Origin of the sequence: Pantoea leporis, assembly GCF_028048155.1 — a bacterium.
Taxonomy (GTDB): domain Bacteria; phylum Pseudomonadota; class Gammaproteobacteria; order Enterobacterales; family Enterobacteriaceae; genus Pantoea; species Pantoea leporis.
Map to the genome: position 1 here is coordinate 1,311,239 of NZ_JALMEU010000001.1, position 24,624 is coordinate 1,335,862.

Annotated in this window: 25 protein-coding genes and 1 other annotated feature; of the genes, 11 read left to right on the forward strand and 14 right to left on the reverse strand. The window is 56.9% G+C overall.

What is annotated here, in order from left to right; genetic code table 11:
- Nucleotides 1-55 precede the first annotated feature (55 nt).
- Nucleotides 56-970, forward strand: coding sequence for an SPFH domain-containing protein (locus MWH02_RS06215; RefSeq protein ID WP_176971302.1), 915 nt, complete (start codon nt 56-58; stop codon nt 968-970).
- Nucleotides 967-1,428 carry an NfeD family protein gene (locus MWH02_RS06220; RefSeq protein ID WP_225608369.1) on the forward strand — a complete coding sequence of 154 codons (462 nt, stop codon included), beginning with the start codon at nt 967-969 and terminating at the stop codon, nt 1,426-1,428. The genes MWH02_RS06215 and MWH02_RS06220 overlap by 4 nt, the downstream gene beginning before the upstream one ends.
- Here the strand turns inward: MWH02_RS06220 and cueR are convergent.
- A complete protein-coding gene (gene cueR / locus MWH02_RS06225) occupies nt 1,404-1,820 on the reverse strand; it encodes a Cu(I)-responsive transcriptional regulator (protein WP_101762384.1) in 417 nt (138 codons plus the stop codon). The two genes, MWH02_RS06220 and cueR, sit on opposite strands and share 25 nt — an antisense overlap.
- Nucleotides 1,821-1,916: 96 nt before the next feature.
- Here cueR and copA point away from each other — a divergent pair, with 96 nt between their 5' ends.
- The 3 genes from copA to ybaK all read left to right on the forward strand — a co-directional run bounded on the left by copA (nt 1,917) and on the right by ybaK (nt 6,046).
- Complete coding sequence (gene copA, locus MWH02_RS06230; RefSeq protein WP_271460094.1) at nt 1,917-4,436, forward strand: copper-exporting P-type ATPase CopA; 2,520 nt, start codon at nt 1,917-1,919, stop codon at nt 4,434-4,436.
- Between the two features lie 68 nt (nt 4,437-4,504).
- On the forward strand, nt 4,505-5,305 hold the full coding sequence (locus MWH02_RS06235; protein ID WP_271460095.1) for a TraB/GumN family protein: 801 nt from the start codon (nt 4,505-4,507) through the stop codon (nt 5,303-5,305).
- A 261-nt stretch (nt 5,306-5,566) separates the two neighbouring features.
- Nucleotides 5,567-6,046 (forward strand): Cys-tRNA(Pro)/Cys-tRNA(Cys) deacylase YbaK, encoded by a 480-nt coding sequence (gene ybaK / locus MWH02_RS06240; protein WP_137385298.1) that lies wholly within the window; start codon nt 5,567-5,569, stop codon nt 6,044-6,046.
- On the opposite strand, the gene MWH02_RS06245 is transcribed toward ybaK, so the two are convergent.
- On the reverse strand, nt 6,043-6,912 hold the full coding sequence (locus MWH02_RS06245; protein WP_271460096.1) for a LysR family transcriptional regulator: 870 nt from the start codon (nt 6,910-6,912) through the stop codon (nt 6,043-6,045). The two genes, ybaK and MWH02_RS06245, sit on opposite strands and share 4 nt — an antisense overlap.
- A 90-nt stretch (nt 6,913-7,002) precedes the next feature.
- Between MWH02_RS06245 and MWH02_RS06250 the strand changes: the two genes are divergently transcribed.
- The gene (locus tag MWH02_RS06250) at nt 7,003-7,434 is read left to right on the forward strand and encodes a multidrug/biocide efflux PACE transporter (RefSeq protein ID WP_192236693.1); all 432 of its coding nucleotides are present in this window, start codon (nt 7,003-7,005) and stop codon (nt 7,432-7,434) included.
- Between the two features lie 50 nt (nt 7,435-7,484).
- Here MWH02_RS06250 and ushA read toward each other — a convergent pair whose 3' ends face one another.
- The gene (ushA, locus tag MWH02_RS06255; RefSeq protein ID WP_271460097.1) at nt 7,485-9,236 is read right to left on the reverse strand and encodes a bifunctional UDP-sugar hydrolase/5'-nucleotidase UshA; all 1,752 of its coding nucleotides are present in this window, start codon (nt 9,234-9,236) and stop codon (nt 7,485-7,487) included.
- Nucleotides 9,237-9,695: 459 nt separating this feature from the next.
- Between ushA and ybaL the strand changes: the two genes are divergently transcribed.
- Complete coding sequence (ybaL, locus tag MWH02_RS06260) at nt 9,696-11,384, forward strand: YbaL family putative K(+) efflux transporter (protein WP_101762391.1); 1,689 nt, start codon at nt 9,696-9,698, stop codon at nt 11,382-11,384.
- A gap of 197 nt (nt 11,385-11,581) precedes the next feature.
- Here the strand turns inward: ybaL and MWH02_RS06265 are convergent, their stop codons facing one another.
- From MWH02_RS06265 to MWH02_RS06280, 4 genes are all read right to left on the reverse strand, one after another.
- Nucleotides 11,582-12,883 (reverse strand): inosine/guanosine kinase, encoded by a 1,302-nt coding sequence (locus tag MWH02_RS06265; protein ID WP_101762392.1) that lies wholly within the window; start codon nt 12,881-12,883, stop codon nt 11,582-11,584.
- 58 nt (nt 12,884-12,941) lie between these two features.
- A complete protein-coding gene (hemH, locus tag MWH02_RS06270) occupies nt 12,942-13,901 on the reverse strand; it encodes a ferrochelatase (RefSeq protein ID WP_137385293.1) in 960 nt (319 codons plus the stop codon).
- Between the two features lie 121 nt (nt 13,902-14,022).
- A complete protein-coding gene (gene adk, locus MWH02_RS06275; RefSeq protein ID WP_271460098.1) occupies nt 14,023-14,667 on the reverse strand; it encodes an adenylate kinase in 645 nt (214 codons plus the stop codon).
- A gap of 151 nt (nt 14,668-14,818) precedes the next feature.
- Nucleotides 14,819-15,649: a DUF6024 family protein gene (locus tag MWH02_RS06280; protein WP_271460099.1), complete on the reverse strand. Its 831-nt coding sequence runs from the start codon at nt 15,647-15,649 to the stop codon at nt 14,819-14,821.
- A 188-nt stretch (nt 15,650-15,837) separates the two neighbouring features.
- On the opposite strand from MWH02_RS06280, the gene MWH02_RS06285 reads away from it, so the two are divergent.
- Nucleotides 15,838-16,707 carry a LysR substrate-binding domain-containing protein gene (locus tag MWH02_RS06285; RefSeq protein WP_101762395.1) on the forward strand — a complete coding sequence of 290 codons (870 nt, stop codon included), beginning with the start codon at nt 15,838-15,840 and terminating at the stop codon, nt 16,705-16,707.
- Nucleotides 16,708-16,761: 54 nt separating this feature from the next.
- On the opposite strand, the gene htpG is transcribed toward MWH02_RS06285, so the two are convergent.
- The 6 genes from htpG to MWH02_RS06315 form a co-directional block, all read right to left on the reverse strand.
- A complete protein-coding gene (gene htpG, locus MWH02_RS06290; protein ID WP_271460100.1) occupies nt 16,762-18,636 on the reverse strand; it encodes a molecular chaperone HtpG in 1,875 nt (624 codons plus the stop codon).
- A gap of 99 nt (nt 18,637-18,735) precedes the next feature.
- On the reverse strand, nt 18,736-19,341 hold the full coding sequence (gene recR, locus MWH02_RS06295) for a recombination mediator RecR (RefSeq protein WP_008103873.1): 606 nt from the start codon (nt 19,339-19,341) through the stop codon (nt 18,736-18,738).
- The gene (locus tag MWH02_RS06300) at nt 19,341-19,670 is read right to left on the reverse strand and encodes a YbaB/EbfC family nucleoid-associated protein (RefSeq protein WP_008103874.1); all 330 of its coding nucleotides are present in this window, start codon (nt 19,668-19,670) and stop codon (nt 19,341-19,343) included. Before MWH02_RS06300 ends, recR begins: the two co-directional genes overlap by 1 nt.
- A 50-nt stretch (nt 19,671-19,720) precedes the next feature.
- Nucleotides 19,721-21,700, reverse strand: coding sequence for a DNA polymerase III subunit gamma/tau (dnaX, locus tag MWH02_RS06305; RefSeq protein ID WP_271460101.1), 1,980 nt, complete (start codon nt 21,698-21,700; stop codon nt 19,721-19,723).
- Nucleotides 20,318-20,379 (reverse strand) — a sequence feature (DnaX frameshifting element). It overlaps the preceding gene by 62 nt.
- 151 nt (nt 21,701-21,851) lie before the next feature.
- The gene (apt, locus tag MWH02_RS06310) at nt 21,852-22,403 is read right to left on the reverse strand and encodes an adenine phosphoribosyltransferase (protein WP_271460102.1); all 552 of its coding nucleotides are present in this window, start codon (nt 22,401-22,403) and stop codon (nt 21,852-21,854) included.
- 149 nt (nt 22,404-22,552) lie between these two features.
- Nucleotides 22,553-22,936 (reverse strand): DUF454 family protein, encoded by a 384-nt coding sequence (locus MWH02_RS06315; RefSeq protein ID WP_101762399.1) that lies wholly within the window; start codon nt 22,934-22,936, stop codon nt 22,553-22,555.
- A 58-nt stretch (nt 22,937-22,994) separates the two neighbouring features.
- Between MWH02_RS06315 and priC the strand changes: the two genes are divergently transcribed.
- Genes priC through rsmS form a run of 3 tightly spaced genes read left to right on the forward strand, consistent with a single transcriptional unit; the run spans nt 22,995 to nt 23,972 of the window.
- Nucleotides 22,995-23,507, forward strand: a complete 513-nt coding sequence (gene priC, locus MWH02_RS06320; protein ID WP_101762400.1) for a primosomal replication protein PriC — start codon at nt 22,995-22,997, stop codon at nt 23,505-23,507.
- Between the two features lie 52 nt (nt 23,508-23,559).
- Nucleotides 23,560-23,805 carry a GlsB/YeaQ/YmgE family stress response membrane protein gene (locus MWH02_RS06325; protein WP_137385287.1) on the forward strand — a complete coding sequence of 82 codons (246 nt, stop codon included), beginning with the start codon at nt 23,560-23,562 and terminating at the stop codon, nt 23,803-23,805.
- An 8-nt stretch (nt 23,806-23,813) separates the two neighbouring features.
- A complete protein-coding gene (rsmS, locus tag MWH02_RS06330) occupies nt 23,814-23,972 on the forward strand; it encodes a pleiotropic regulatory protein RsmS (RefSeq protein ID WP_192414050.1) in 159 nt (52 codons plus the stop codon).
- On the opposite strand, the gene acrR is transcribed toward rsmS, so the two are convergent.
- On the reverse strand, nt 23,959-24,597 hold the full coding sequence (gene acrR / locus MWH02_RS06335; protein ID WP_101762403.1) for a multidrug efflux transporter transcriptional repressor AcrR: 639 nt from the start codon (nt 24,595-24,597) through the stop codon (nt 23,959-23,961). The two genes, rsmS and acrR, sit on opposite strands and share 14 nt — an antisense overlap.
- Between the last annotated feature and the right edge of the window lie 27 nt (nt 24,598-24,624).

The window sequence follows — 24,624 nt, forward strand, 5'->3', positions numbered from 1 at the left end:
GCGCGTTAAACGGGCCGAACGACTCGGCCCGACAATCTGACAGCCAGGAGGTTATATGTTAACGGTCATTCCCGTCATCATTGTGCTCGCACTCGTTACCGTGTGGGCCGGTGTAAAAATTGTTCCACAGGGCTATCAGTGGACGGTAGAGCGCTTTGGCCGCTACACCAAAACGCTGGCGCCCGGCCTCAATTTGCTTGTGCCGTTCATGGATCGTGTTGGTCGCAAAATCAATATGATGGAACAGGTGCTCGATATCCCTTCGCAGGAAATCATCTCCAAAGACAACGCCAACGTCACCATTGATGCGGTGTGCTTTATCCAGGTTGTCGATCCGGCGCGCGCCGCCTATGAAGTCAGCAATCTTGAACTCTCGATCCTGAATCTGACCATGACCAATATCCGCACCGTGCTCGGCAGCATGGAGCTGGATGAGATGCTGTCGCAGCGCGACAACATCAACACGCGTCTGCTGCATATCGTCGATGAAGCCACCAATCCGTGGGGCGTGAAAATCACCCGTATCGAAATCCGTGACGTGCGCCCGCCGCAGGAACTGATCGCCGCGATGAACGCGCAGATGAAGGCGGAACGTACCAAACGCGCCGACATCCTTGCCGCCGAAGGCGTACGTCAGGCGGCGATTTTGCGCGCCGAAGGTGACAAGCAGTCGCAAATCCTCAAAGCAGAAGGTGAACGCACCTCCGCCTTCCTGCAAGCCGAAGCGCGCGAGCGTCAGGCGGAAGCGGAAGCCACGGCGACGCGCATGGTCTCCGAGGCGATAGCCGCCGGTGATATTCAGGCGGTGAACTACTTTGTGGCGCAGAAATACACTGACGCGCTGCAAAAAATCGGCGAAGCCAACAACAGCAAAGTGGTGATGATGCCGCTGGACGCCAGCAGCCTGCTCGGTTCAATTGCCGGTATCAGTGAGTTGCTGAAGGAGAGCCGGACGGAGCGCAGACCATGATCCTGATGGAGCTGATTGCGCATCCACACTGGTTCTGGCTGACGCTGGGCGGCCTGCTGCTGGCCGCCGAAATGCTCGGCACCAGCGGTTATCTGCTGTGGAGTGGCTTAGCCGCCGTCGCGGTGGCGCTGATTGAGTGGCTGTTTCCCATCTCATGGACCAGTCAGGGCATTGTGTTTGCGGTGATGACGTTGTTCAGCGCATTCTTCTGGCATCGCTGGATGCGCTATCGCGAATCGTCGCAGGTCGCCAACACGCTTAACCAGCGCGGCAACCAGTTAATGGGCATGCAGTTGACGCTGGATAACGCACTGAAAAACGGCCTTGGACACGTACGCATTGGCGACAGCAGCTGGCGCGTGCAGGCAGATAGCGACCTGCCGGCGGGCACGCCGGTGATTGTCACTGGCGTGGTCGGCATTACGTTGATGATTCAGCCGCGCTTTCCATCGGCGTGATGGCAGCAACCGGCCAGATGATTGATGATCGGGCACTCTGCGCTGTCATCGCCGGGGCAAGCCTCCGCCAGTTCCAGCAAGCGCGCGCGCATCGCATGTAACTCCTCAATGTGCGCAGCAATCTCGTCGGCTTTCTGCAAGGTGCGCGCTTTAACATCGGCGCTGTGGCGCGCGGGATCGTTGAACAGCGTCACCAGTTCACGGCACTCTTCCAGCGTAAAACCCACCTGACGCGCCTGGCGCAGCAGATTCAGCTCATCAATATGATGCGCCGCGTAATGGCGATAGCCATTGTCACCGCGCGATGGCGGCGTCACCACGCCCTTCTCTTCGTAGAAGCGAATCGCTTTGCTGGTGAGTCCGGTTTTTTTTGCCACATCGCTGATGTTCATCTTTCCCCCTTGACCTTCCATTCAGGGGAAGGTTTAGGCTGTAGTTCTAATGCAAATTTTGCATGCAGTCAAAATCATTAGCCTGAGGAGTACACTATGTCACATACCCAACTGCTGGCGCTGGACGGCTTGTCCTGTGGCCACTGTGTAAAACGCGTCAAAGAAGCGCTGGAGCAGCGCAGCGATGTTGAACAGGCGGACGTCACGCAGCAAGAAGCGCGCGTGACCGGTGCGGCGAGCGCCAGCGATCTGATCGCTACGGTTGAACAAGCCGGTTATCACGCGGTGCTGAAAGAAGGCGCAGCCAGCCCAAAGCCTGATCCGTTGACAGCTACAGAGCCGCCGCCGGAGGCGCTGACAACGGAGTCGCAACCGGCACAATCCACTGAAGCTGAGCTTGCTGTGCATCATTTACTGATTGGCGGCATGAGCTGCGCCAGCTGCGTAAGCCGCGTGGAACAGGCGCTGCAAAAAGTGCCGGGCGTCAGCCAGGCACGCGTCAATCTCGGTGAGCGCAGCGCGCTGATCATGGGTGATGCAAGCGCCGAAGCGCTGGTGAGCGCGGTCGATCAGGCTGGGTATTCCGCCGAAGTGATCGAGGATGAACAAACCCGCCGCGAACGCCAGCAGGTTAGCGCGCAGCACGCTATGCGCCGTTTTAGCTGGCAATCGGCGCTGGCGTTGCTGCTCGGCGTGCCGATGATGATTTGGGGCATGCTCGGCGACAACATGATGCTGAGCGCAGATAACCAAACACTGTGGCGCACGCTCGGCGTGATTACCTTGCTGGTGATGGTGATGGCCGGCGGCCACTTCTATCGCAGCGCGTGGCGCAGTTTGTGTCACGGCACAGCCACCATGGACACGCTGGTGGCGCTGGGAACCGGCGCGGCGTGGCTCTATTCGATGAGCGTCGCCCTTTGGCCGGAATTCTTCCCGCATCAGGCGCGTCATCTCTATTTCGAAGCCAGCGTGATGATCGTTGGCCTGATCAATCTCGGCCACGCGCTGGAGCAGCGCGCACGCCAGCGCGCCTCGCAGGCGCTGGAACGATTACTGGATTTAACCCCGGCGCAAGCGCGGGTCATCAGCGATCAGGGTGAAACGCTGCTGCCGCTCAGCGAGGTTCAGTCCGGCATGACGCTGAAGCTGGTCACCGGCGATCGCGTGCCGGTGGACGGTGACGTCGCCAGCGGTGAAGCCTGGCTGGATGAAGCGATGCTGACCGGTGAAGCTGTGCCGCAGGCCAAACAGCCGGGCGATAAAATCTTTGCCGGTACGCTGGTACAAGATGGCACGCTGCACTTTGTGGCGCGCGCCACCGGCAGCCACACCACGTTGGCGCGCATTATCAATCTGGTGCGTCAGGCGCAAAGCAGCAAACCGGATATTGGCCGACTGGCGGATCGCATCTCCGCGGTATTTGTGCCGGTGGTGGTGGCGATTGCGCTGCTGAGCGGGGTTATTTGGTATCTGGCGGGTCCGCAGCCGCAACTGGCTTACACGCTGGTAATTGTCACCACGGTGCTGATCATCGCCTGCCCTTGCGCTTTGGGTTTAGCCACGCCGATGTCGGTGATTGCGGGCGTCGGGCGCGCCGCAGAGCTGGGCGTGCTGGTGCGTGACGCCGATGCGCTGCAGCGGGCCAGCGAAGTCGATACTATCGTGTTCGATAAAACCGGCACCCTGACGCGCGGCACGCCGCAGGTCAGCGATGTGGTGCTGTATGGCGACTGGAATCGCGAGCAGGTGCTCAGCGCGGCGGCGCAGATGGAGCAAGGCTCCAGCCATCCGCTCGCCAAAGCGATTCTTGAGGCTGCGCCTGCGGTGAGTAACGAAGCGGTTAAGCAATTTCGTACAATACGCGGCAAAGGCATCAGCGCTACAGTGGCAAACAGAACGCTGCTGCTGGGGAATCAGGCGCTGCTGGATGAGCAGCAGGTTGATTACCGCGCCGCGCAGGACGATATCGCGCGCTTCGCCGCACAAGGCGCAACGCCGGTGCTGCTGGCCGACAATCAGCAGCTGCTGGGATTGATCGCGCTGCGTGACAGCTTGCGTCCCGAGAGTAAAGCGGCGCTGCAGCGTCTGCATCAGCATGGTTATCGCCTGATTATGCTGACCGGCGATCACCAGAAAACCGCGCAGGCCATTGCCGCCGAAGCGGGTATTGATGAAGTGATTGCCGGCGTGTTGCCGGATGGCAAAGCGCAGGCGATTACTCAGTTACAGCAGCAAGGCCGCAAAGTGGTGATGGTCGGCGACGGCATTAATGATGCGCCCGCGCTGGCGCAGGCCGATGTCGGCATTGCAATGGGCGGCGGCAGCGATGTGGCGGTAGAAACCGCCGCCATGACGCTGATGCGCAACGATCTGCACTGCGTCGCCGATGCGCTGTCGATCTCCAGCGCTACGCTGCGCAATATGCGGCAAAATCTGTTGGGCGCCTTTATCTACAACAGCCTCGGGATTCCCATTGCGGCCGGCGTGCTCTATCCGTTTACTGGCATGCTGCTGAGTCCGATTGTCGCGGGCGCGGCGATGGCGCTGTCATCCATTACCGTGGTGAGCAACGCTAACCGTTTGTTGCGCTTCAAGCCGGCGCAACGGCAATAGCCATTCCAGCCCTGTTTTTCATGAGATGAAATCGCTAGCATGGTTTTTTGCCTTAAAAAGGACAGGGAATGAGACACGGTCTGTGGCACAGCATCCAACAACGGATCGCGACCCTTTTTCCGCCCAGTTACAGCTGGCCGGCCATGGATATTCAGCTGGGCGATCGTCGTTTGCATTTGGCGGGCAGCATTCACATGGGCACGCGCGATATGCAGCCGCTGCCTGCCGGGCTGTTGCGCCAGCTGCATAAAGCCGACGCGCTGATTGTCGAAGCCGATATCACTCAAGGCGAATCGCCGTTCAGCAATGATGATGAACATCCGCCGCTGGCCACGCGACTCGACGACGACGTGCTGCAGCGCTTGCAGGCCTTGTGCGATGAGCTTTCGCTGTCACTTAGCCTGTTCGATACGCTGCCGTTCTGGCAGATCGCGCTGATGTTGCAGGCGCAACAGGCGCAGCGGCTGGGATTGCGTCCGCAGTTTGGTATCGATTATCAGCTGTTGCAGGCGGCCAAAGCGGCCAACAAACGCATTATCGAGCTGGAAGGTCCGGAAACGCAGATCGCGCTGCTGAAATCGCTGCCGCAGGATGGTTTGCCGCTGTTGCTGGATACGCTGGAACACTGGCACACCAACGCGCGCCTGCTGCAAACCATGATCAGCTGGTGGCTGGATGCGCCGCCCACCCAGCAACCGGTGGCGCTGCCGACCACCTTTAGCAGCGAGCTGAACGACACGCTGATGCGCAACCGCAACCAGCACTGGCGCGAGCTGCTGCTGGCGTTACCGAAAGGGCGTTATGTGGTGGCGGTGGGCGCACTGCATCTGTATGGCGATGATAATTTGCCGGGACTGCTGAAGAGCTGATTTATGCACATTTCTTAGCGGCGCAAGTTATTGCGCGATAAAACGCGCCGCTACGGGCTTGTGCGTTTTATTAACTGTGCGTTTGGCAGAAAAAAAGAAGGCCAATAATACTATTGGCCCGTCAAAGAGGAATTTGTTTATGATTTTGGTTATCACCAACAATCTCTTGCTGGCGCGGGCCAATTCTCGCGCAAAGTTCAGAATTTCGCCACTGTTTTTCCATCAAAACTGAAATAAGAATTTTCCTAACAAGGACCGATCATGACGCCCGCGGTAAAACTTCTGGAAAAACAAAAAGTCACCTTTACCCTGCATCCCTACGACCACGATAGCCACGAAACCAATTTTGGCGACGAAGCGGTGCGTAAACTTAATCTGGATGCGCGCCAGGTGTTCAAAACCTTGCTGGTATCGCTCAACGGCGATGCTAAAGCGCTGGCGGTTGCGGTGACGCCGGTCTCAACCCAATTGGATCTAAAAAAGGTCGCCAAAGCGCTGGGCGCGAAGAAAGCGGATATGGCCGATCCGCAGCTGGCACAGCGCGTGACCGGTTATCTGGTAGGCGGCATTAGCCCGCTGGGACAGAAAAAACGTCTGCCGACGGTGATCGATCGGCAGGCAGCGGAGTTTGCCACCATCTTTATCTCCGGCGGAAAACGTGGGCTGGATATCGAGCTGGCCGCGCAAGATTTGTCTCGCCTGCTGGATGCGCCGCTGGCCGACGTCGCACGGCGCGATTAGTCGGGCTGCTGGGCGCAGAGTTGATCGATCATCCAGCGCCCGGCCGGTCCCGGCGGATTACGCCGCGACCACACCACATCAACCGCGATATGCTGCGGCCAGCCCGGCACCGGCAACTCCTTCAACACCTGATGACCAAACTGCTCCACCAGCCAGCGCGGTAATATACTCCAGCCAAAACCCTGCTCCGCCATCTCTAACAGCAATAAATAAGATGGTGCCAACCACACGCGTCCGGCGGGCAAGGGATCGCGATTTTGTACCCAGGTATTGAGCCGCAGATGCCGCAACTCACCTAACTGCCCTTCACTCACCTGCTGAGCCTGCGACAGCGCATGATCCTGATGAAGGTAAATCGCCATCTGCGCCCCCACTTGCAAGCGTGCCACCGCCAAATCCGGCGGCAATTGTGGCTGCGCCCGCACCACGCCAAGGTGCACGCGCCCGGCTTGTATCAAATCTAATGCATCAGCATCCTCGGCGATCATGCACTCAAAATCGATATCTGGATAACGCACCTCAAACCGGTTAAGCAGATTTTCATGGTGATCCGCTTGCCAAAAATCGGAGATCGCCAGGCTAAGGCGCGGTTCTACGCCTTGCGATAAGCGCACTGCCAGCTCATCCAGCCGCTGGCTGGCGGCCAGAATCTGCTGCACCTGCGCAAACGCGCGCTGGCCATGCTCGGTCAATATCGGATTACGTCCGCTGCGATCAAACAGCGTGAAACCCAAATCGTCTTCCAGATTAGCGATCGCGTTACTGATGGTGGACTGGCTTTTAGACAACGCGCGCGCCGCCGCCGAAAAGGATCCGCTGGCCACGGTTTGCACAAACGCCTCAAGGGATTCCGGGGAATATTTCATGTTGAACCATCGCTTTTATCGATAGGTGATCATTTTATCTTAGCATCACCCAGTGCGAAAATAGGGGTTATCACCAATAAGGAGGTTTATATGCGTACCCGTTCGCTGAAAGAACGTTTTTGTCATGCCGCAGGCTTTGAAGGGTTAGCACTTATCACTGTTGCGCCGCTGGCTGCCTGGATCATGGAGAAACCGCTGTTTCAGATGGGCGCGCTGGCGATTATGCTGTCAACCGTCGCCATGCTGTGGAACATGATCTATAACACCGGCTTTGACCGCATCTGGCCGCCACAGGTGAAACGCGGATTCGGTTTACGCGCCATGCATGCGCTAGGCTTTGAAGGCGGTTTTATCCTGATTGGCTTGCCGATTGCCGCCTGGATGCTGAATATTTCGCTACTGGAAGCCTTTGTGCTGGAAGTGGCGTTCTTCCTGTTCTTCCTGCCCTATACCATGGTTTACAACTGGATGTGGGATAAGTTGCGCCACCGTTGGGTGACGCAGAAATCGTGTCGGGCCTGATGTGCATATAAAAAGTGGTCGCCATAAATGGCGACCTACGAGCGCAGAGTTCAATGTTGTGCAGCGCGCGGCCAGATCCACGCCAGAATCATTTGCGGGTAGCTTGGTTTGCGTTGCTTCTCCAGCGCTTTGTTGCGCTCTTCAATTTGTGCTGCCGTCAGATGCACAATCCCGCCAGGTTGATAATCCGCTACCTTCAGCGGTGAATGCTGGCTGACATAATCACGCAGCACATCCGCATCGCGCTGCCCGCTGTTGCTGAAGCCAGCATGGGTTTCAATGTTCGGATAACCATCGCCGCCGCTGGCGTTAAAGCTGTTAGTCGCCATGCGGTAGGTTTTATCCTTTTGCAGCGGTTCGCCATTAATCTTCACGTCGCTGACGCCTTTACCATCAGCCACCAGGCTGATGTTGCTGAACTGAGCGAAGCCGCCGGAGTCCACTTTAATATTGGCAACCGTCGCCAGATAATTCATCACTTCATTACCCTTCAGCGTCACCGACACCACCTGATTGCCAAAAGGCTGCACCTGCAACAAATCGCGCCAGCTGAGATTGCCTGGCGCCAGCGAAGTGCGAATGCCACCGCCGCTCATCACCGCAAAGTCCGCTTTGGTCGCCGCCATTTGGGCGCGCAAAATTAGCTGCCCAAGATTGGTCTGCTCAAAGCGTACCTTGTCGCGCTCACCGACAAACACGCCGTCGCTGCTGCCGACGTTGACATCCAGTTTCTTGCCAGCACGCAGTTGATACGGCGTTAACAGCTTCATCATCGCGCTGTTTTTCGGGATCTCTTCCTGCCAGGTGAGCCACGATTCGCTGCCATCAAGATTTTTTACCTTGTGCTTGAGGTTGACCGGGATCAACTGGTAATTCTCCAGCGTCAGCTCGCCATTGCGGAAGGTGAAGTCGCCGCGCCCAACAAATTTGCCCCACTCTTTTGCCTGCATGATCCACACGCCGTTTTGCCGATCCGGCTGGCAGGGCTGGCCTGGCTGATAATCTTTTACGCTGACGTTCTCTTTCTCCATGCACACCGCATCCTGTGAATGGCCGCCAATGATCACGTTGATGGTGCCCGGCGGCAGGCTGCGCGCCAGCTCCACGTCGCCCGGCGCTTTGCTGCCGTGCTGACCGTCGTCGTAGTGGCCCATGTGTGTCAGCGCGATGATCACATCAGGCTTTTCGCTGGCGCGTAGTTCCGCTACCGCTTTTTCGGTCTCTTTCACCGGATCGCGAATATCAATAGTCGCAATGTTTTCCGGATTGGCGATGCGCAGCGTGTCGGTGGTGGTCAGGCCGATCACCGCAATCTTCAGCCCCATGCGGTTAAAGGTTGCCCACGGCTTAAATAAGCGCGTGTCGGTGCCTTTTTGATAGATGTTGGCCGAAAGGAACGGAAATTTGGCCCACTTCTGCTGCTGTTGTAGCACGCTAAGCGGTTTGTCGAATTCGTGGTTGCCCAACGCCATGGCGTCATAGCCCACCAGGTTCATGCCGCGAATATCGGGTTCAGCATCCAGCATGTCTGACTCTGGCACGCCGGTGTTCACATCGCCCGCCGACAGGATCAGCGCGCCGCCACCTTTGGCCTGCACATCGTAGCGCTGTTGATCCATCAGCGTTTTCTGTGCCGCAAGGCCATATTCGCCCTGTGCGTTCGGCCAGTAACGACCGTGATGATCGTTGGTGTGCAGAATGCTGAAACGATAACTGCGATCCGTTTGCCACGCCTGCGCCAGCATCGGCAGCAGTAACACTGTCAGCGCCAGCCAGCGCCCTTTTCGCGGTGATAAAAACAAAGTCGATCTCCTTATTCTGCGTTTTTCCACTTAGCGGTGGACTTAATGTGCGTTATCGCCCTTCTGTGTCGCACAGATGGCTGGCTAACTCAAGATGAAACACGCATTGCATAATGGCACAGCGTGATGACCAGCATTTTTAAATTCGCTTCTCGCTGGGAATGACAACCCAATTCTACACCTGGCGGTGACTTTATCGACTTAGAACCGCTTTAACCCTAACAACCCCTGCTGCGAAGCCAATTTCCCCCTGCAACTATTTTTTCCGCGCCACCCTTCATTCTGCGTATTTCCAGCCGATATCGTGAGATAACTGACGAAAATGGAGCTTCAGCTGCGTTTTAGTCTCATTTTTTCAATTTAGTGGGCTTTAACCGCTCAAATGTTTAAACGCGGTGAGTGATTGTGCATTACACTAGGTTGTTACAAGCGGATACATTTGCACACAAGGAGACAGGCATGCATCACACCACACCGTTGATCACTACCATTGTCGGGGGACTTGTCCTCGCATTTCTCCTTGGTATGCTGGCAAACCGCCTGCGCATCTCACCGTTAGTCGGTTATCTTCTGGCTGGCGTCCTGGCCGGCCCTTTCACGCCAGGCTTTGTCGCGGATACCAACCTTGCGCCTGAACTGGCTGAACTCGGCGTTATTCTGCTGATGTTCGGCGTCGGTTTGCACTTCTCGCTGAAGGATTTGATGTCGGTAAAGTCCATCGCCATTCCTGGCGCCATCGCGCAAATCGCCGTGGCGACGCTGCTGGGAATGGGACTTTCATGGACAATGGGCTGGTCGTGGATGACCGGTTTGGTATTTGGGTTGTGTCTTTCCACCGCCAGCACCGTGGTGCTGCTGCGCGCGCTGGAAGAGCGTCAGCTGATTGATAGCCAGCGCGGGCAAATCGCCATTGGCTGGTTGATCGTGGAAGATTTGGTGATGGTGCTGACGCTGGTGCTGCTGCCAGCCATCGCCGGCATGCTGGAACAGGGCAACGCCAGCCCAACGCTGCTGTTGTGGGATCTGCTGCTGACCATCGGTAAAGTCGTCGCCTTTATGGTGCTGATGATGGTGGTAGGCCGTCGCGTAGTGCCGTGGATTCTGGCAAAAAGTGCCGCGACCGGCTCGCGTGAGCTGTTTACCCTTGCGGTGTTAGCGCTGGCGCTCGGTATCGCCTTTGGCGCCGTCGAATTCTTTGATGTCTCCTTCGCCCTCGGCGCCTTCTTTGCCGGCATGGTGCTGAACGAATCTGAACTCAGCCACCGCGCGGCGCACGATACCTTGCCGCTGCGGGATGCGTTCGCCGTCCTGTTCTTTGTGTCCGTCGGCATGCTGTTTGACCCGATGATCCTGATTGAGCAGCCGCTGGCGGTGCTTGGCGCGCTGGCGATTATCGTGCTGGGTAAATCTATTGCTGCCTGGCTGCTGGTAACGCTGCTGGGTCATTCACGTCGCACCGCGATGACCATTTCGGTGAGCCTGGCGCAGATTGGTGAATTCGCCTTTATTCTCGCCGGCCTCGGCATCTCGCTCGGCATGCTGAGCGAGGAAGGCCGCAATCTGGTGCTGGCGGCGGCGATTCTCTCCATCATGCTTAACCCGATTCTGTTTAGCGTGCTGGAACGCTACCTCGACAAAACCGAGACCATAGAAGAACAGACGCTGGAAGAAGCGATCGAAGAAGAGAAGCAGATTCCGGTGGATATCTGCAATCACGCAGTTTTAGTAGGTTATGGCCGCGTCGGCAGCCTGCTGGGGCAAAAGCTGATGGAAGCGGATGTGCCGCTGGTGGTGGTGGAGAACTCCCGTCCGCGCGTTGAAGCGCTGCGCGAGCAAGGGATCAAAGCGGTGCTGGGCAATGCGGCACGCGTGGATACCATGGAGCTGGCGCGCCTCGACTGCGCCCGCTGGCTGCTGCTGACCATTCCGAATGGCTACGAAGCCGGTGAAGTCGTGACGGCAGCGCGCGAGAAGCGTCCGGACATTGAGATAATTGCCCGTGCGCATTATGACGATGAAGTGACCTACATAATGGAGCGCGGCGCGAATCGCGTGGTGATGGGCGAGCGTGAGATCGCTAACAGCATGTTGCATGTGCTGGAAGAAGAGATTGCGCAGAACCCGATTGTACGTGAGTGCCCGATTTAAGTGAGTGTGGTCTTTGGCAAGGTCGCCATTAACGGCGTAATGCCGATCAGTTAAGCACCTTATCAAATCACCGCACATTCCGTAGCGGCGCGATTTATCGCGCAATAAATTGCGCCGCTACAATGTGTGCTCTCGGTAATTAAGGGTTTTCATGCCTTAACTGACGAGCATTACGCCATGAACGGCGACCTTGCGTTTTATCTGTCCCAATACGACTCTTCTAAACTGTCTTCCCGCTCCGGCAGGCCGCGCGTCAGGCGCGGTGAATGCTGGTTCAGCACCTGATAACTTACCCGGTTCGCGTATTTACACACCTGTGCCAACGACGAATAGGTCAGGTAGGCGCGGCCGTGTTTGCTGGAGTTCGGCACTTTTTGGCGGTGGAAGTTGTTAGCGGTGATGTCGTGCAGCAGCGCCGCCAGCGCACCATCGCCTGCGCCGTTGGTGTTCATGATCTTCTCTGGGCCGCCCATATATGGCGCGATATGCGAGAAGATGCGCAGCGGCTGATCGCAATCCTTGTGGCGCATCGCGCGGCTAAATTCATATTGGTTGAACTCAGCCAGCGCGCCCGGCAGCAGCGGATGGTTGGTTTTGCGCTTGTACTCCTCTTCAGTGAAACCGGCCATGTACAAACCGGTTGGCCCGGCGGTACACAGCACCAAATCCACCCAATCCAGCGCCATATTCGACGCCAGCAGCGGATCCTGCTCGCCGGTCAGCGCAAAGGCCTCTTCTTCGTTCATCGCCACAATTGAGACGTGATCGCGCAGGAAATCGCGCCAGAACTGCGGATTATCCTGAATCACGTATTTGGTGCCGAGCGTCAATACCACCGGCACGTTGTGTTTTTTGGCGTAGTCGATGGCGCGTAAAGTGGCTTCCGGCATCGGTTCGCCCGGCTGGCAGCGCACCAGATAGGAAGTCAGCACCAGCGCCGACGCGCCCGCAATAACCTCTTCCGGAATGCTGTTGGCCTGCAGCTGGTTCATCAAGCCGGGACTGATGGCAAAGGTACGCTCACCCTGCTCGCCAATCAGCGTAAAGCAGCGGCCAATCGCGCCATCGACGCCCTGCAGGAAGTTAAGATCCATGCGGCTGGAGGTGTTGCACAGGTAGCGATAGGCGTAGCCGCCGATCTGGATGTTATTGCACATCACGCCGAGCAGCACCGAGCGGTCATCCGCCAGCACCGAGTAGTTATGCAGGGTGTTTCCGATGGTGCCACCGGCAAATTGATGGCTGATGAGCGCTTCGCGCATCAGTTCGTTGTAGAGCGCCTCGGCGGTAGCATCGTCGATCACCAGCGAGTGACCGGCGCTTAAACCGTAACGCTGCAGAAAGTCGTCGTCGACTTTGGCTTCAATATCCACCAGCGTCTGGTCGATACCCACCACCCAACTGCCCTCTTCCTGCTCTTGCTGCGTGGCTTGCAGCAGCGGATCGCGCGCGTTGACGGGGAAATAGTGTTTGGATTTGCGTTTGCCGGGAAATTTCATCGAGAGTGCCGTCAGGGAAAATCAGGCAGAGAATGATATCACACTCTCTGCCACACCCTTAACGACGCGCGTTGACCAGCTGCACCATCATTTCAATGTGCTCCGCATCGGCGTTGAGCGCAGGAATGTACTCGAACTTTTCGCCGCCGGCATGCAGGAAGATCTCGCAGTTCTCACCGCTGATCTCCTCCAGCGTTTCAAGGCAATCCGCCGCAAAGCCCGGACTCATCACCTGCACGTGCTTGATGCCTTTGGCCGGCAAACTTTTCATTGTTTCATCGGTGTACGGTGTCAGCCACGGCTCGCGACCAAAGCGCGACTGGAAGGTCATCATGATCTTGTGCGGCGCAATGCCCAACGCCGCGGCCAGCGCATCGGTGGTGTCTTTGCAACGCAGCGGATAATCATCGCCTTCATTGGCGAAACGCTGCGGAATGCCGTGATAGGACAGCACCAGCAGATCCGGTTCGCCATGCAGCGCAAACGAGCGCTCAACCGAGGCTTTCAGCGCGGCGATGTAAGCCGGATGCTCCGCGTAATCGCGGATAAACGCCACTTCCGGCAGCGAGCGCAGAGGTTTAAAGCTGGTGGCTAAGCCATCCCAAACCGCGGCAACCGTCGAGCAGGAGAACTGCGGATAGAGCGGCAGCACGATGAGTTTGGTCACGCCCTGATCCAGCAAGCGTTTCAGTGCGCTGTCGAGGCTTGGCTGGCCGTAGCTCATGCCCAGTTCAACCGGCATATCGAGGCGCTGCGCCAATGCGTCACGCTGACGCTTGCTGAACACCATCAGCGGTGAACCTTCATCCATCCATACGGAAGCATACAGTTTCGATACGCGTGGCGAGCGAAAAGGCACGATGATGAAATTGAGAATCGGCCACCACAGTAAGCGCGGTGTATCAACCACTCGTGGATCGCCGAGGAATTGTTTCAGATAGCGTTTAACCGCAGGTGTTGTGGGTGCGTCTGGTGTGCCTAAGTTAACCAGCAAAACCCCGGGCTTTTCTTGCCTCATGGTATTTCCTTGATGTCGAAACGAATGGGTCGAGTGCAAAATCAGGGGGAAATTGTAGCGGAAATTGAAGGAGGGGAAAGCAATTGCTGCAAAAGGGCCGGACAACCGGCCCCTCAACGCATTAACCGAGAATCGCGGCCAATTGCGTGCTCACTTCGGCGACAGGACGTGTGCCGTCGATTTTGTGATATTCGGTGTTGCCGTCTTGCGCTTCTTTGCCGTAGTAGGCAATCAGCGGTGCAGTCAGTTGATGGTATTCCACCAGACGCTTACGCACGGTCTCTTCCTGGTCATCTTTACGCGTGGTCAGCTCTTCGCCGGTCAGGTCATCTTTACCTTCCACTTTCGGTGGATTGTAAGTGACGTGATAAACGCGGCCCGATGGCGTGTGTACGCGACGGCCAACAATACGATCCACAATTAGCTCGTCCGGTACAGCGAACTCCAGCACGTAGTCAACCTTGATGCCCGCTTCTTTCATCGCGTCAGCCTGCGGGATAGTGCGTGGGAAGCCATCGAGCAGGAAACCGTTTTTGCAGTCTTCCTGCGCGATACGCTCTTTAACCAGCGCAATCACCAGCTCGTCAGTCACCAGTTTACCGGCATCCATGATCGCTTTTGCCTGTTGGCCCAGTTCCGTACCTGCTTTTACTGCCGCACGTAACATGTCACCGGTGGAGATTTGCGGAATACCGTATTTCTCCATGATGAATTGAGCCTGAGTGCCTTTACCTGCGCCCGGAGCTCCGAGCAGAATAATACGCATTGCGTAATTCCCCTTGCGAATCGCATTGTTCAATCTGAGAAGGCGAAGAACATACCATTATGGCCCGCGCACCACAAGGAAACGGGCGCGCTCGCCACGAAAGGTCTACTTTGACCTGCTTTGTCAGCAAATACCAGCAGAGTGCCCGTTTTTAGGAATCACGGCTAAGCATGAGCACGTCTTTGAGGCGTTTTTTCAGTGCGGGTGTGACGTTCAGCTGTTTGTTGACCCCGCCGCGCACGTCGGCGCACAAGCGTAATTGCGCCTGTTCGGGCAGCACCTGAATATCCTGCGGCAATTCACTGGCATTGAGGCCGTTCGGCAGCGGAAAAAGCGCAAAGGGTAATCCCGGTTGCTGAATGGAGTGCAGGATGAATGGCGAGTCGAGCGCGATTTTTTCCACCATCGCAATATTGTACGGACGCCATTCGCTGTCCTTCATCATTGCCAGCGCCTGTTCTGGCGCGCCACCGAGCGCTAATCCTTGCTCAAACAGCCGCAGCTCGCTGCGCACCAATGTGCTGAAATCGGCGGTGCGCAATGCGATTAACACCAGATCGCCGCATAACGCCGCATGGCGATCAAGCCGGGCGACAAACAGTCGCGCATCGCTCACCAGCCGTTTATGCAGCTGCGTGGCAAACGACTCCGATGCATCGGTAACGCCGTGGCTTTGACATTCGCTCAACGCACGCACGCGACCTTGCTGCATATCAACATGATCCACCAGCGCAATATTGCCCGCCGTCATCGGCAAAGTGGGCAGCACGCTCAGTTCGCTAACCGGATAGTGCGAGGCATAGCGCGTGTGATTACGTGATTGCTCCTGACGGAGAAACAGCTGGGAAAGCAGCACTCGCGAGATATGCAAAGAGGGAGCGAAGAAGAGATCGAAATTTTCAAGCCGGTAATAACGGGAAAGCGAGCCGCGAAGCTTATCGCGCGCCGCCGCCGCCCTGGCAGAAGCAAGTTGTGGAGCCATCGCGTGGTATGTCTCTGGTTATTATGCTGTGTGTGGGAGGTGAAACCTGCGGTGATAGTCGGCGTAAAACACAGAGAGCCGTAGCCGTCAACCTGCCAGAATCTGGTGGAAAGGTTAGGCCAATGCGGCTGGACATTAAAATGATATAAACTGACAATCCCTGTTAGGTTTTTACACAGGGGACGAGTATGACCGTGCTTCCATCGTTACGTGCACTGCACTATTTCCACCAGGCGGCACTGTTCAGCAGTTTTAGCGTAGCGGCCGAACGTCTGCATGTCACCCATAGCGCCATTAGCCATCAGGTTCGACAGCTGGAGAGCTGGATGGGGAAGCCGCTGTTTGTGCGTACTAATGGACGCGTCAAATTAACCTCACACGGTGAACGTTTGCTGGTGAGTTGTCAGAAAGCCTTTAGCGAGCTCTCCACCACCTGCGAAAGCATCCGTACCGGCATGCGCCATCATATCAGCGTCTCCTGCGCGCCCAGCTTTCTCTCGCAATGGCTGATTCCGCGCATCGCCAGCTTCTATCAGCGCTATCCCGATATTGAAGTGCAGTTTCAGCCGCTGGTAGAGATTGACCAGCTGCGCAGCGAGCATACCGATGTGCTGATTCTCAGCGCCGAGCAGTCGCCGGATGACGATATTGATGCCACTTTGATCAGCGATGATTACATCGGCCCGCTGTGCGCCCCGCAGTTTGCCGCCCGCTTTCAAAGCGAGCAGGATCTCGCCTCGTTGCCGCTGCTGCACGCCGATACGCGGCTGCATGCGTGGGCCGAATGGGCGAAAACCAGCGGCGTACGCGGCAATTACTGGATCGGCAAGCATTTCGATAATTTGACGTTAGCCATTCAGGCGGCGAGAAACGGATTGGGCGTGATTATGGCGCCACGCTTGCTGGTGCGTCAGGAGTTGAGTGACGGCACCCTGATCGCACCGCTGGGCTTTGTGCGCGTCGATCGCGCCACGTTGATGATGACCAAGACTTCGCGTCAGCACGATGCGGAGATTACGTTGTTTCGCGATTGGTTGCGGGATCAGGCGCAGATTTAACAGCAGATATAAAAAAAGGTCGCCATGAATGGCGACCTTTCGGGTTTGGTGCGATTACGCCGTTAGCAACTGGTTCATGCGACGGATGAACTGGTTTGGATCGTCAAGCGTACCGCGCTCGGCGAGCAGCGCCTGATCCAGCAGCAGCTCAACCCACTCGGCAAAGCGCGTCTCGTCCTGGGTATCAGCCACGCGTTTCACCAGCGTATGATCCGGATTGATCTCGAAAATGTACTTCACGTCCGGCACGTCCTGACCGGCCGCAGCAAACAGCTTCGCCATCTGCGTGGTCATTTCGTTAGCATCGGTGGTGACGATCGCTGGCGTGTCGGTGAGACGATGCGTCAGACGCACCTCTTTCACACGCTCGCCCAGCAGCGTTTTTACGCGCTCAACGAATGGCTCCAGCGCCTTCTCTGCTTCTTTCTGCTCTTCGGTCTCTTCATCGGCCAGTTTGCTCAGCGAATCATCCGCTTTGCTGACTGACTGGAAGGTTTTGCCGTCGAACTCGGTGAGGTAGCTCATCATCCATTCGTCGATACGATCGGAGAGCAGCAGCACCTCGATGCCTTTCTTGCGGAACAGTTCCAGATGCGGGCTGCTCTTCGCAGCGGCATAGCTGTCGGCGGTGATGTAGTAAATCTTGTCCTGACCTTCCACCATGTGCGTCACGTAATCGTCGAGCGAAACGGTCTGCTCAGCGCTGTCGCTCTGGCTGGTGGCAAAGCGCAGCAGTTTGGCAATCTGTTGCTGGTTAGCGTTGTCTTCGGCTGGACCTTCTTTCAGTACCAGACCGAACTCTTTCCAGAACTGCTGATATTTTTCCGCGTCGTCTTTCGCCAGCTTCTCTAACATCTGCAGGCTACGCTTGGTCAGCGCGCCACGCAGGCTCTGGGTCACACGGCTGTCCTGCAGGATTTCACGCGAAACGTTGAGCGGCAGATCGTTGGAATCTATCAAACCACGCACGAAGCGCAGGTAGTTCGGCATGAACTGCTCGGCATCGTCCATGATGAACACGCGCTGTACGTAGAGTTTCAGGCCGTGCTTGCTGTCGCGGTTCCACATGTCGAACGGCGCACGCGCCGGGATATACAGCAGGCTGGTGTATTCCTGCTTACCTTCCACGCGGTTATGGCTCCAGATCGCCGGATCGCTGAAATCGTGGGCGATGTGTTTGTAGAACTCGTTGTACTCGTCGTCGCTGATCTCAGACTTGTTGCGCGTCCACAGCGCCTGGGCTTTGTTGATCTTTTCCCAGGTGGTGGTGTCGCTCTCTTCGTCTTTGCTTTCAATCTCAACCGGCAGCGCGATGTGATCGGAGTATTTGCTGATCACGTTACGCACGCGCCACGCATCGAGGAAATCATCTTCGCCTTCACGGAAGTGCAGCGTGATTTCGGTACCGCGATCGGCTTTCTCAATCTCTGCCAGCGTATATTCCCCTTCGCCAGCAGATTCCCAGAACACCGCTTCATCGGCTTTCGCACCGGCGGCGCGGGTGCGCACGGTGACTTTATCCGCCACAATGAACGCAGAGTAGAAGCCCACGCCGAACTGGCCGATCAGCTGGCTGTCTTTCGCCTGGTCGGAGCCCATGGATTCGAGGAAGGATTTGGTGCCGGATTTAGCGATGGTGCCGAGGTTCTCAATCACCTCATCACGGCGCATACCGATGCCGTTATCGCTGAGCGTCAGCGTGCGATTTTCCGGATTGACCGAGATACGTACGCGCAGGTCGCCGTCGCCTTCATACAGATCGGGCGTCGACAGCGCGCGGAAGCGCAGTTTGTCGGCGGCATCTGAAGCGTTGGAAATCAGCTCGCGCAGGAAAATCTCTTTATTTGAATAGAGTGAATGGATCATCAGGTGCAGAAGTTGTTTTACCTCTGACTGGAAGCCACGCGTCTCTTGTCCTTTCATGGTCATTGCTACCTCAACTGAATCGGGGTTGATGATACGTTGAGAGAGAAATGGGGATGAAGGAGAGGATTTCAAGCCGATGTCTGTGAAGACATCGGCAAGTGATTAGAAATTAATCTTGTGGCGTCCGGCGAGCGAGTGCGACAGCGTGGTGCCATCGACCATTTCCAGCTCACCACCGACCGGCACACCGTGTGCAATGCGGCTGGCATCAACGCCATATTGTCCGCACAGCTCGGCGATGTAGTTGGCCGTGGCTTCCCCTTCCACCGTGGGATTGGTGGCGAGGATCACTTCGGTTAAGGTTTCGCGCTCGAGACGCTGCTCCAGCCGATCCAGGCCGATATCCTGTGGACCAATGCCATCCAGCGGTGACAAGTGCCCCATCAGCACAAAGTAGCGGCCGCCAAACTGGCCGGTCTGCTCAATGGCGTGGATATCTGCCGGGCTCTCCACCACACAAATCTGGCCGTTTTGCTGACGACGCGGATTGGCGCAGATGGTGCAGATTTCCTGTTCGGTGAAGGTACGGCAATCGGCGCAGTGACCGATTTCCGACATGGCGCGGGTCAATGCCTGCGCCAGACGCATGCCACCGCTACGATCGCGCTGCAACAGCTGAAAAGCCATACGCTGCGCCGACTTCGGGCCAACGCCCGGCAGGCAGCGCAACGACTCCATCAAAGATTCAAGCAGTGGACTGGTTTGCATCAGAACGGCATCTTGAAGCCAGGCGGCAGCTGCATACCTGAAGAGACCGCAGCCATCTTCTCTTTCTGCGTTTCGTCAATACGGCGTGCCGCATCGTTGAAGGCCGCGGCGATCAGATCTTCCAGCATGTCTTTGTCATCTTCCAGCAAGCTAGGATCGACTTCGACACGACGGCAGTTGTGCGCACCGTTGATGGTTACTTTAACCAAGCCAGCGCCTGATTCACCGGTCACTTCGATCGCGGCGATCTCTTCCTGCACTTTGGCCATTTTGTCTTGCATCTGCTGGGCCTGTTTCATCAGGTTGCCCAATCCGCCTTTACCAAACATAGTTTTCTCTCTCTGCTGGGGCTGCGCGCAGTTGACGCGCGGCAGCATGTTCACACCGGTCGAATACTCTCTTCATCCAAATCGGCATCGAAGAATCGACGCAATGTCTGAATATGGGTATCGCTTTCGATCGACTGTCGCGCCTGCGACAGCTTCTCTTCATAAATGGCCTGGCGCCACTCCAGTGGCGTCAATACCGTAGGATTATCGTCTTCAATAATCGTCAATTCAACCGGCTGACCGGCAGACTGACTCAGCGCTTCCGCCAGCGCCTGCCTGGCAGAAGCTGAATTCAGATGGCGCTGACTGCTGCGCAGATGAAGCGTAACACCGGCTTCGCCCACCTCTTTCCACGCATTGAGCGCCACTTGCTGCACCAGTTTTGGCAGCGTCAGCGCGGCGATTTCAGCAGCCCACGCATCGCGCTGCTGGGCTTCTTCCGCCAGACGCAGCGCCAGCTCAGGGGTTTTCTCATGCTCCAGTGCCGAACGCAAGGCTTTTGGCGTCGCCACCGGCTCCGCTTTAACCTCCACCGGCAGCTGCGTTTTCCAGCGATAAGCTTCCGGTTTGGCCGGGGCTTTTACCGTGGGTTCGGACGCACGTTGTTGCACACGTTCAGTGACGCTAGCGAGACGTTCCAGCGCCGGATTCGCCGGCCGCGCGGAACGCGCTGCCGGCTCACTCTTTTTTGCTTTGCCGGCTCCCTGACGCAGCAACTGCGTTCGCGCCTGTAACAACTGGCTGGTGGAGTCAGGTAACGGATCGGGCGCGGGCTGCATGTCTGGATAATCATCCGACACCGGCGGCGCGTCAGGGTTCGGCGGTGCCATCTGCGGCTGCGCAGCCGGTGCGGGCGCGGTTTTCGCGGCGGCTTGTGGCGCAGCAACCTGCGGCGCAGCTTGTGGCGTCAAGGTGGGACGCGCCACCGGCTCCGCAATCGTTGCCTGCGGATGGAACGCCAGCGCCCGCAGCAGCGTCATCTCTACGCCTAAGCGCCGATCCGGTGCCAGCGGCAGATCTTTACGTCCCATCAACAACGTTTGGTAATAGAGCTGCACGTCAGCCGGTGGCAGCACGCGCGCTAACTCGCGCAGGCGATCGGCCTGGCTGAGATCGTCCTCGCTGAGCGAGCCTGGCAGCAGCTGCACCATCGCAATGCGGTGCAGTAAACGCAGCATCTCGACCAGCAGCGCTTCCCACTCAACCCCACGCGACGCGGCCTGATTCAGCAGCGCCATCACCTGTTCGCCCTGGCCATTCACCAGCGCTTCAATCAGCGCCAGCGGCTGTTCATCGTCGAGCGTGCCGAGCATTTGTGCCACGGTGTCACGCGTTACGCTGCCCTGCCCCATGGCAATCGCCTGGTCGGTCAGACTCAGCGCGTCGCGCATGCTGCCATCAGCGGCGCGTGCCAGCAGATGCAGCGCGCGCGGTTCGGCAGCAATCTGCTCCTGCTGCAACACATGCGCCAGCTGCTGCTGGATTTGCTCCACGTCGAGCGCTTTGAGATGGAATTGCAGGCAGCGGGACAGAATCGTCACCGGCAGCTTCTGCGGATCGGTGGTCGCCAGCAGGAATTTAACGTGCGATGGCGGCTCTTCCAGCGTTTTCAGCAGCGCGTTGAAGCTGTGGCGCGACAGCATGTGCACTTCATCGATCAGATAGACCTTGAAGCGACCGCGCGCCGGCGCGTACTGCACGTTATCGAGCAGATCGCGCGTATCTTCAACTTTGGTGCGTGACGCGGCATCGATCTCAATCAGATCGACAAAACGGCCCTGCTCGATTTCGCGGCAGTTATCGCATTGCCCGCACGGCGTTGACGTGATGCCGGTTTCACAGTTAAGCCCCTTCGCCAGCAGACGGGCGATCGAGGTTTTCCCGACGCCGCGTGTGCCAGAAAAGAGATAAGCATGATGGATTCGTCCCAGTGACAACCCGTTGGCCAGCGCAGTCAGCACATGTTCCTGACCGACTACGTCAGCGAAGGCCTGGGGACGCCATTTTCGCGCAAGTACCTGATAGCTCATGTGGATTCAATCACTGGAATTTAGGGAGAAGGGAGAAAATGCAGCTTCGCAAACCCTGTTTATTTTGGCAGTAGTTTAACAGCCACCAGCGGATCAGCAACCACTAACTTTGCAGAGGTGGCGCCCCGCCGTGCAGCGGAGCGCGCAGGCCTTAGTGGCCGGGGAAATTCACCAGGCTGAAGCACTCGACGCCCATAGCAGTCAGGCGGGCTTCGCCGGTCAGGTCAAACAAATTAATCACGAATGCGGCGTCTTTCACTTCTCCACCGGCGCGGCGGATCAGTTTCACCGTTGCTTCCAGCGTGCCGCCAGTCGCCAGTAGATCGTCCACCACGAGCACCACATCGCCTGGTTTGATGGCATCTTTGTGCAGTTCCAGCGCATCGGTGCCGTACTCCAGCTCGTAGCTTTCGCTGAAAGTGTCACGCGGCAGTTTGCCCGGCTTACGTACCGGCACAAAACCCACGCCCAAACCCAGCGCCACCGGTGCGCCAAACAGGAAGCCACGCGCTTCCGTTCCCACCACCTTGGTGATGCCTTTGTTACGATAACGCTCCACCAGAATGGCGATCGACGCGGCATACGCCTGCTGATCTTCCATCAGACTGGTCACGTCACGGAACAGAATGCCCGGCTTCGGATAGTCAGGAATGCTTTTAATGCTGTTTTTGATGAGTTCAAGCTGCTGCGCAGTTGCGGTCATAAATGTTACGCCTGGAGAAAATATCTAATACGCGCAGCTTCTCTAGCGCCAAACCCCGGAAACCGGGTTAAGCGAAGTCGTTTATAAGGGAAGCCACGCACGAAGATGCCCAAATCTATGCAAATACCCGGCTAAATGCAACCCTCACGCTACTGTTGTGGCGGGTTGGCATCCTCGGTTACAACCGGAATGCGCCACATAAAAAGCAGCAGCAGGCACAGCATCGCGCCTAACAGGATGCGCACCCACAGCAGGTTTACTAAATAAAGGGACACCGAAAAGGTAATCACAATCAGCAACATGGCGCGCCCTTTGGCGCCGGGCGGCATGGCACGATGCTGCTGCCAGTGGCGAATAAAGCGACCAAACGGCGACTTCCATAGCAACCAATGATGGAAACGCGGCGACGAGCGGGCAAAACACCAGGCCGCCAGCAACACAAATGGCGTCGTCGGTAATAAAGGTAATACAATGCCCAGCGTACCTAGCACAATCGCCAGCCAGCCAAGGCTCAGTAGTAAAATGCGCTGCATGCCTGATGCCTGAATAAGTCAAAAACAGCGTTACGTTAACACAGTCGGAAACAGAGTGATGCCCCAACCGCCCGCCCAGCAACGTCTCCATGCCATGTTAGAGTTACTGCGCCAGCAGATTGCGCAGCAGCCGGATGGTGCCTGTCGTCAGCCCCGTTTTGATTCTCACCTGTTTCGCACCAGCGGCACGCGTCTGGCGGATTATCTGCGCGAACTGGAAGGCAATGTGACGCAGTTAACCGCTGCTGACACTGATGTGGCGCGCCGTCAATGGCTGGCGGAGAAAGTGCTGGATCAAATTGCCGCATTACAGCGCGAATGCCAGAGCCAGCAGCTGCGCGTCAAGCGCGAGCGGCCACGTGTCGATGCACGCCAGGCCAAGCGTGAAGAGTATCAAGGCTACGAAAAACGCTTACTGGCGATGATTGCTCAGCGCGAGCAGCATCTGGCGCGCGCTGAAACGCTGAGCGTTCAGCAGCAGTTAATTCGTGAAGTCGATCAGCTGCAAGAACGTTTGGCACGCTGCCGCGCCGCTATCTACAAACTGGAGTTGCCGCCTATGCCGCGCTGAACGCGGCGCTTTTTCCTCTATACTCATTGCGGTGAGAAAAAGGAGTAAAATCATGACGCTGGTATTATGGATTGTGATCGGTTTAGCGGCAGGCTGGCTCAAACGGGTGATTTTTCCCGGTCGTCCGGGAGGATTTGTGCCGACGTTGGTACTGGCGGTGATTGGCGCGCTGATTGGCGGCTATATCGCCACCTACTTCACCACCGGCGATCTGGCCGTCCTGCATCCAGCCGGTTTCGCCAGCGCACTGCTGGGCGCACTGTTAATGCTGCTGGTCGCGGCGAAATTACGTATTTAGGAGAAAAAATGTCACTGGACAGCGCACCCGACGAAATCAAACTTGCCGTCGATCTGATTCAACTGCTTGAAGAGAATAATGTCCCTACCGCCACCGTGCTGGCCGCGTTGGCGATTGTTCAGCGGGATTATGAGCAGAAACAAGCGGCGGAAATCAAGGCCGACTAAGCAGCGTTGGACTCAGGCGCAACATATCAAGAAACGCATCCACCAGCTGAGGCGCATCGGCTGCCAAATCAAAACTTTGCGGGTTGAACAGCCAGCTTTCCATCATGCCATTAATATAGCCGCGCATCAGTAGCGCCGCCTGACGCGTATTCAGGTTCTCAGGCAATTGGCTGGCATCAATACAAAGACGTAGTACAGTTTCAATTCGATCGTAACACGCTTGCAGTAAGCTCTGCTGCATATCCTGTAACGTCGACATTTCGCCAACAAACTCACATTTGTGAAAGATAATCTCCATTAATGCGCGTCTTTGCGGATCCTTTGCTGTGGCGTCAAGGATATAGATCAACATAGAACGAACAACAGAAAGTGGATCGCCCGGGTATTTTGTCTGATACTCAAGTTCCACATCGTCCAGCCCAGCGTCACAACGCAGCCAGATTTCCTGTAAGAGATCGGCTTTATTTTTGAAGTGCCAGTAGATAGCCCCGCGCGTGACGCCGGCCGCTGTTGCGATATCCGCCAGAGACGTGGCGGCCACACCATGTTCGGAAAAGTGTGCTAATGCGGCGTCAAGAATTTGATGCCGTGTTTCAAGAGCTTGCGCTTTGGTTTTTCGTGCCATGCTGGGCTTTTTTTACAAACTTGTAAG

Bases quoted from the DNA above. Each gene is read 5' to 3' on its own strand.
- dnaX (WP_271460101.1), bottom strand. From the start codon at position 21,700: ATGAGCTATCAGGTACTTGCGCGAAAATGGCGTCCCCAGGCCTTCGCT.
- acrR (WP_101762403.1), bottom strand. From the start codon at position 24,597: ATGGCACGAAAAACCAAAGCGCAAGCTCTTGAAACACGGCATCAAATT.
- MWH02_RS06325 (WP_137385287.1), top strand. From the start codon at position 23,560: ATGACGCTGGTATTATGGATTGTGATCGGTTTAGCGGCAGGCTGGCTC.
- MWH02_RS06215 (WP_176971302.1), top strand. From the start codon at position 56: ATGTTAACGGTCATTCCCGTCATCATTGTGCTCGCACTCGTTACCGTG.
- MWH02_RS06245 (WP_271460096.1), bottom strand. From the start codon at position 6,912: ATGAAATATTCCCCGGAATCCCTTGAGGCGTTTGTGCAAACCGTGGCC.
- htpG (WP_271460100.1), bottom strand. From the start codon at position 18,636: ATGACCATGAAAGGACAAGAGACGCGTGGCTTCCAGTCAGAGGTAAAA.
- MWH02_RS06300 (WP_008103874.1), bottom strand. From the start codon at position 19,670: ATGTTTGGTAAAGGCGGATTGGGCAACCTGATGAAACAGGCCCAGCAG.
- rsmS (WP_192414050.1), top strand. From the start codon at position 23,814: ATGTCACTGGACAGCGCACCCGACGAAATCAAACTTGCCGTCGATCTG.
- MWH02_RS06265 (WP_101762392.1), bottom strand. From the start codon at position 12,883: ATGAAATTTCCCGGCAAACGCAAATCCAAACACTATTTCCCCGTCAAC.
- MWH02_RS06280 (WP_271460099.1), bottom strand. From the start codon at position 15,649: ATGGCTCCACAACTTGCTTCTGCCAGGGCGGCGGCGGCGCGCGATAAG.
- hemH (WP_137385293.1), bottom strand. From the start codon at position 13,901: ATGAGGCAAGAAAAGCCCGGGGTTTTGCTGGTTAACTTAGGCACACCA.
- MWH02_RS06285 (WP_101762395.1), top strand. From the start codon at position 15,838: ATGACCGTGCTTCCATCGTTACGTGCACTGCACTATTTCCACCAGGCG.
- adk (WP_271460098.1), bottom strand. From the start codon at position 14,667: ATGCGTATTATTCTGCTCGGAGCTCCGGGCGCAGGTAAAGGCACTCAG.
- recR (WP_008103873.1), bottom strand. From the start codon at position 19,341: ATGCAAACCAGTCCACTGCTTGAATCTTTGATGGAGTCGTTGCGCTGC.
- MWH02_RS06235 (WP_271460095.1), top strand. From the start codon at position 4,505: ATGAGACACGGTCTGTGGCACAGCATCCAACAACGGATCGCGACCCTT.
- apt (WP_271460102.1), bottom strand. From the start codon at position 22,403: ATGACCGCAACTGCGCAGCAGCTTGAACTCATCAAAAACAGCATTAAA.
- priC (WP_101762400.1), top strand. From the start codon at position 22,995: ATGCCCCAACCGCCCGCCCAGCAACGTCTCCATGCCATGTTAGAGTTA.
- MWH02_RS06220 (WP_225608369.1), top strand. From the start codon at position 967: ATGATCCTGATGGAGCTGATTGCGCATCCACACTGGTTCTGGCTGACG.
- cueR (WP_101762384.1), bottom strand. From the start codon at position 1,820: ATGAACATCAGCGATGTGGCAAAAAAAACCGGACTCACCAGCAAAGCG.
- MWH02_RS06315 (WP_101762399.1), bottom strand. From the start codon at position 22,936: ATGCAGCGCATTTTACTACTGAGCCTTGGCTGGCTGGCGATTGTGCTA.
- MWH02_RS06250 (WP_192236693.1), top strand. From the start codon at position 7,003: ATGCGTACCCGTTCGCTGAAAGAACGTTTTTGTCATGCCGCAGGCTTT.
- ybaK (WP_137385298.1), top strand. From the start codon at position 5,567: ATGACGCCCGCGGTAAAACTTCTGGAAAAACAAAAAGTCACCTTTACC.
- ybaL (WP_101762391.1), top strand. From the start codon at position 9,696: ATGCATCACACCACACCGTTGATCACTACCATTGTCGGGGGACTTGTC.
- copA (WP_271460094.1), top strand. From the start codon at position 1,917: ATGTCACATACCCAACTGCTGGCGCTGGACGGCTTGTCCTGTGGCCAC.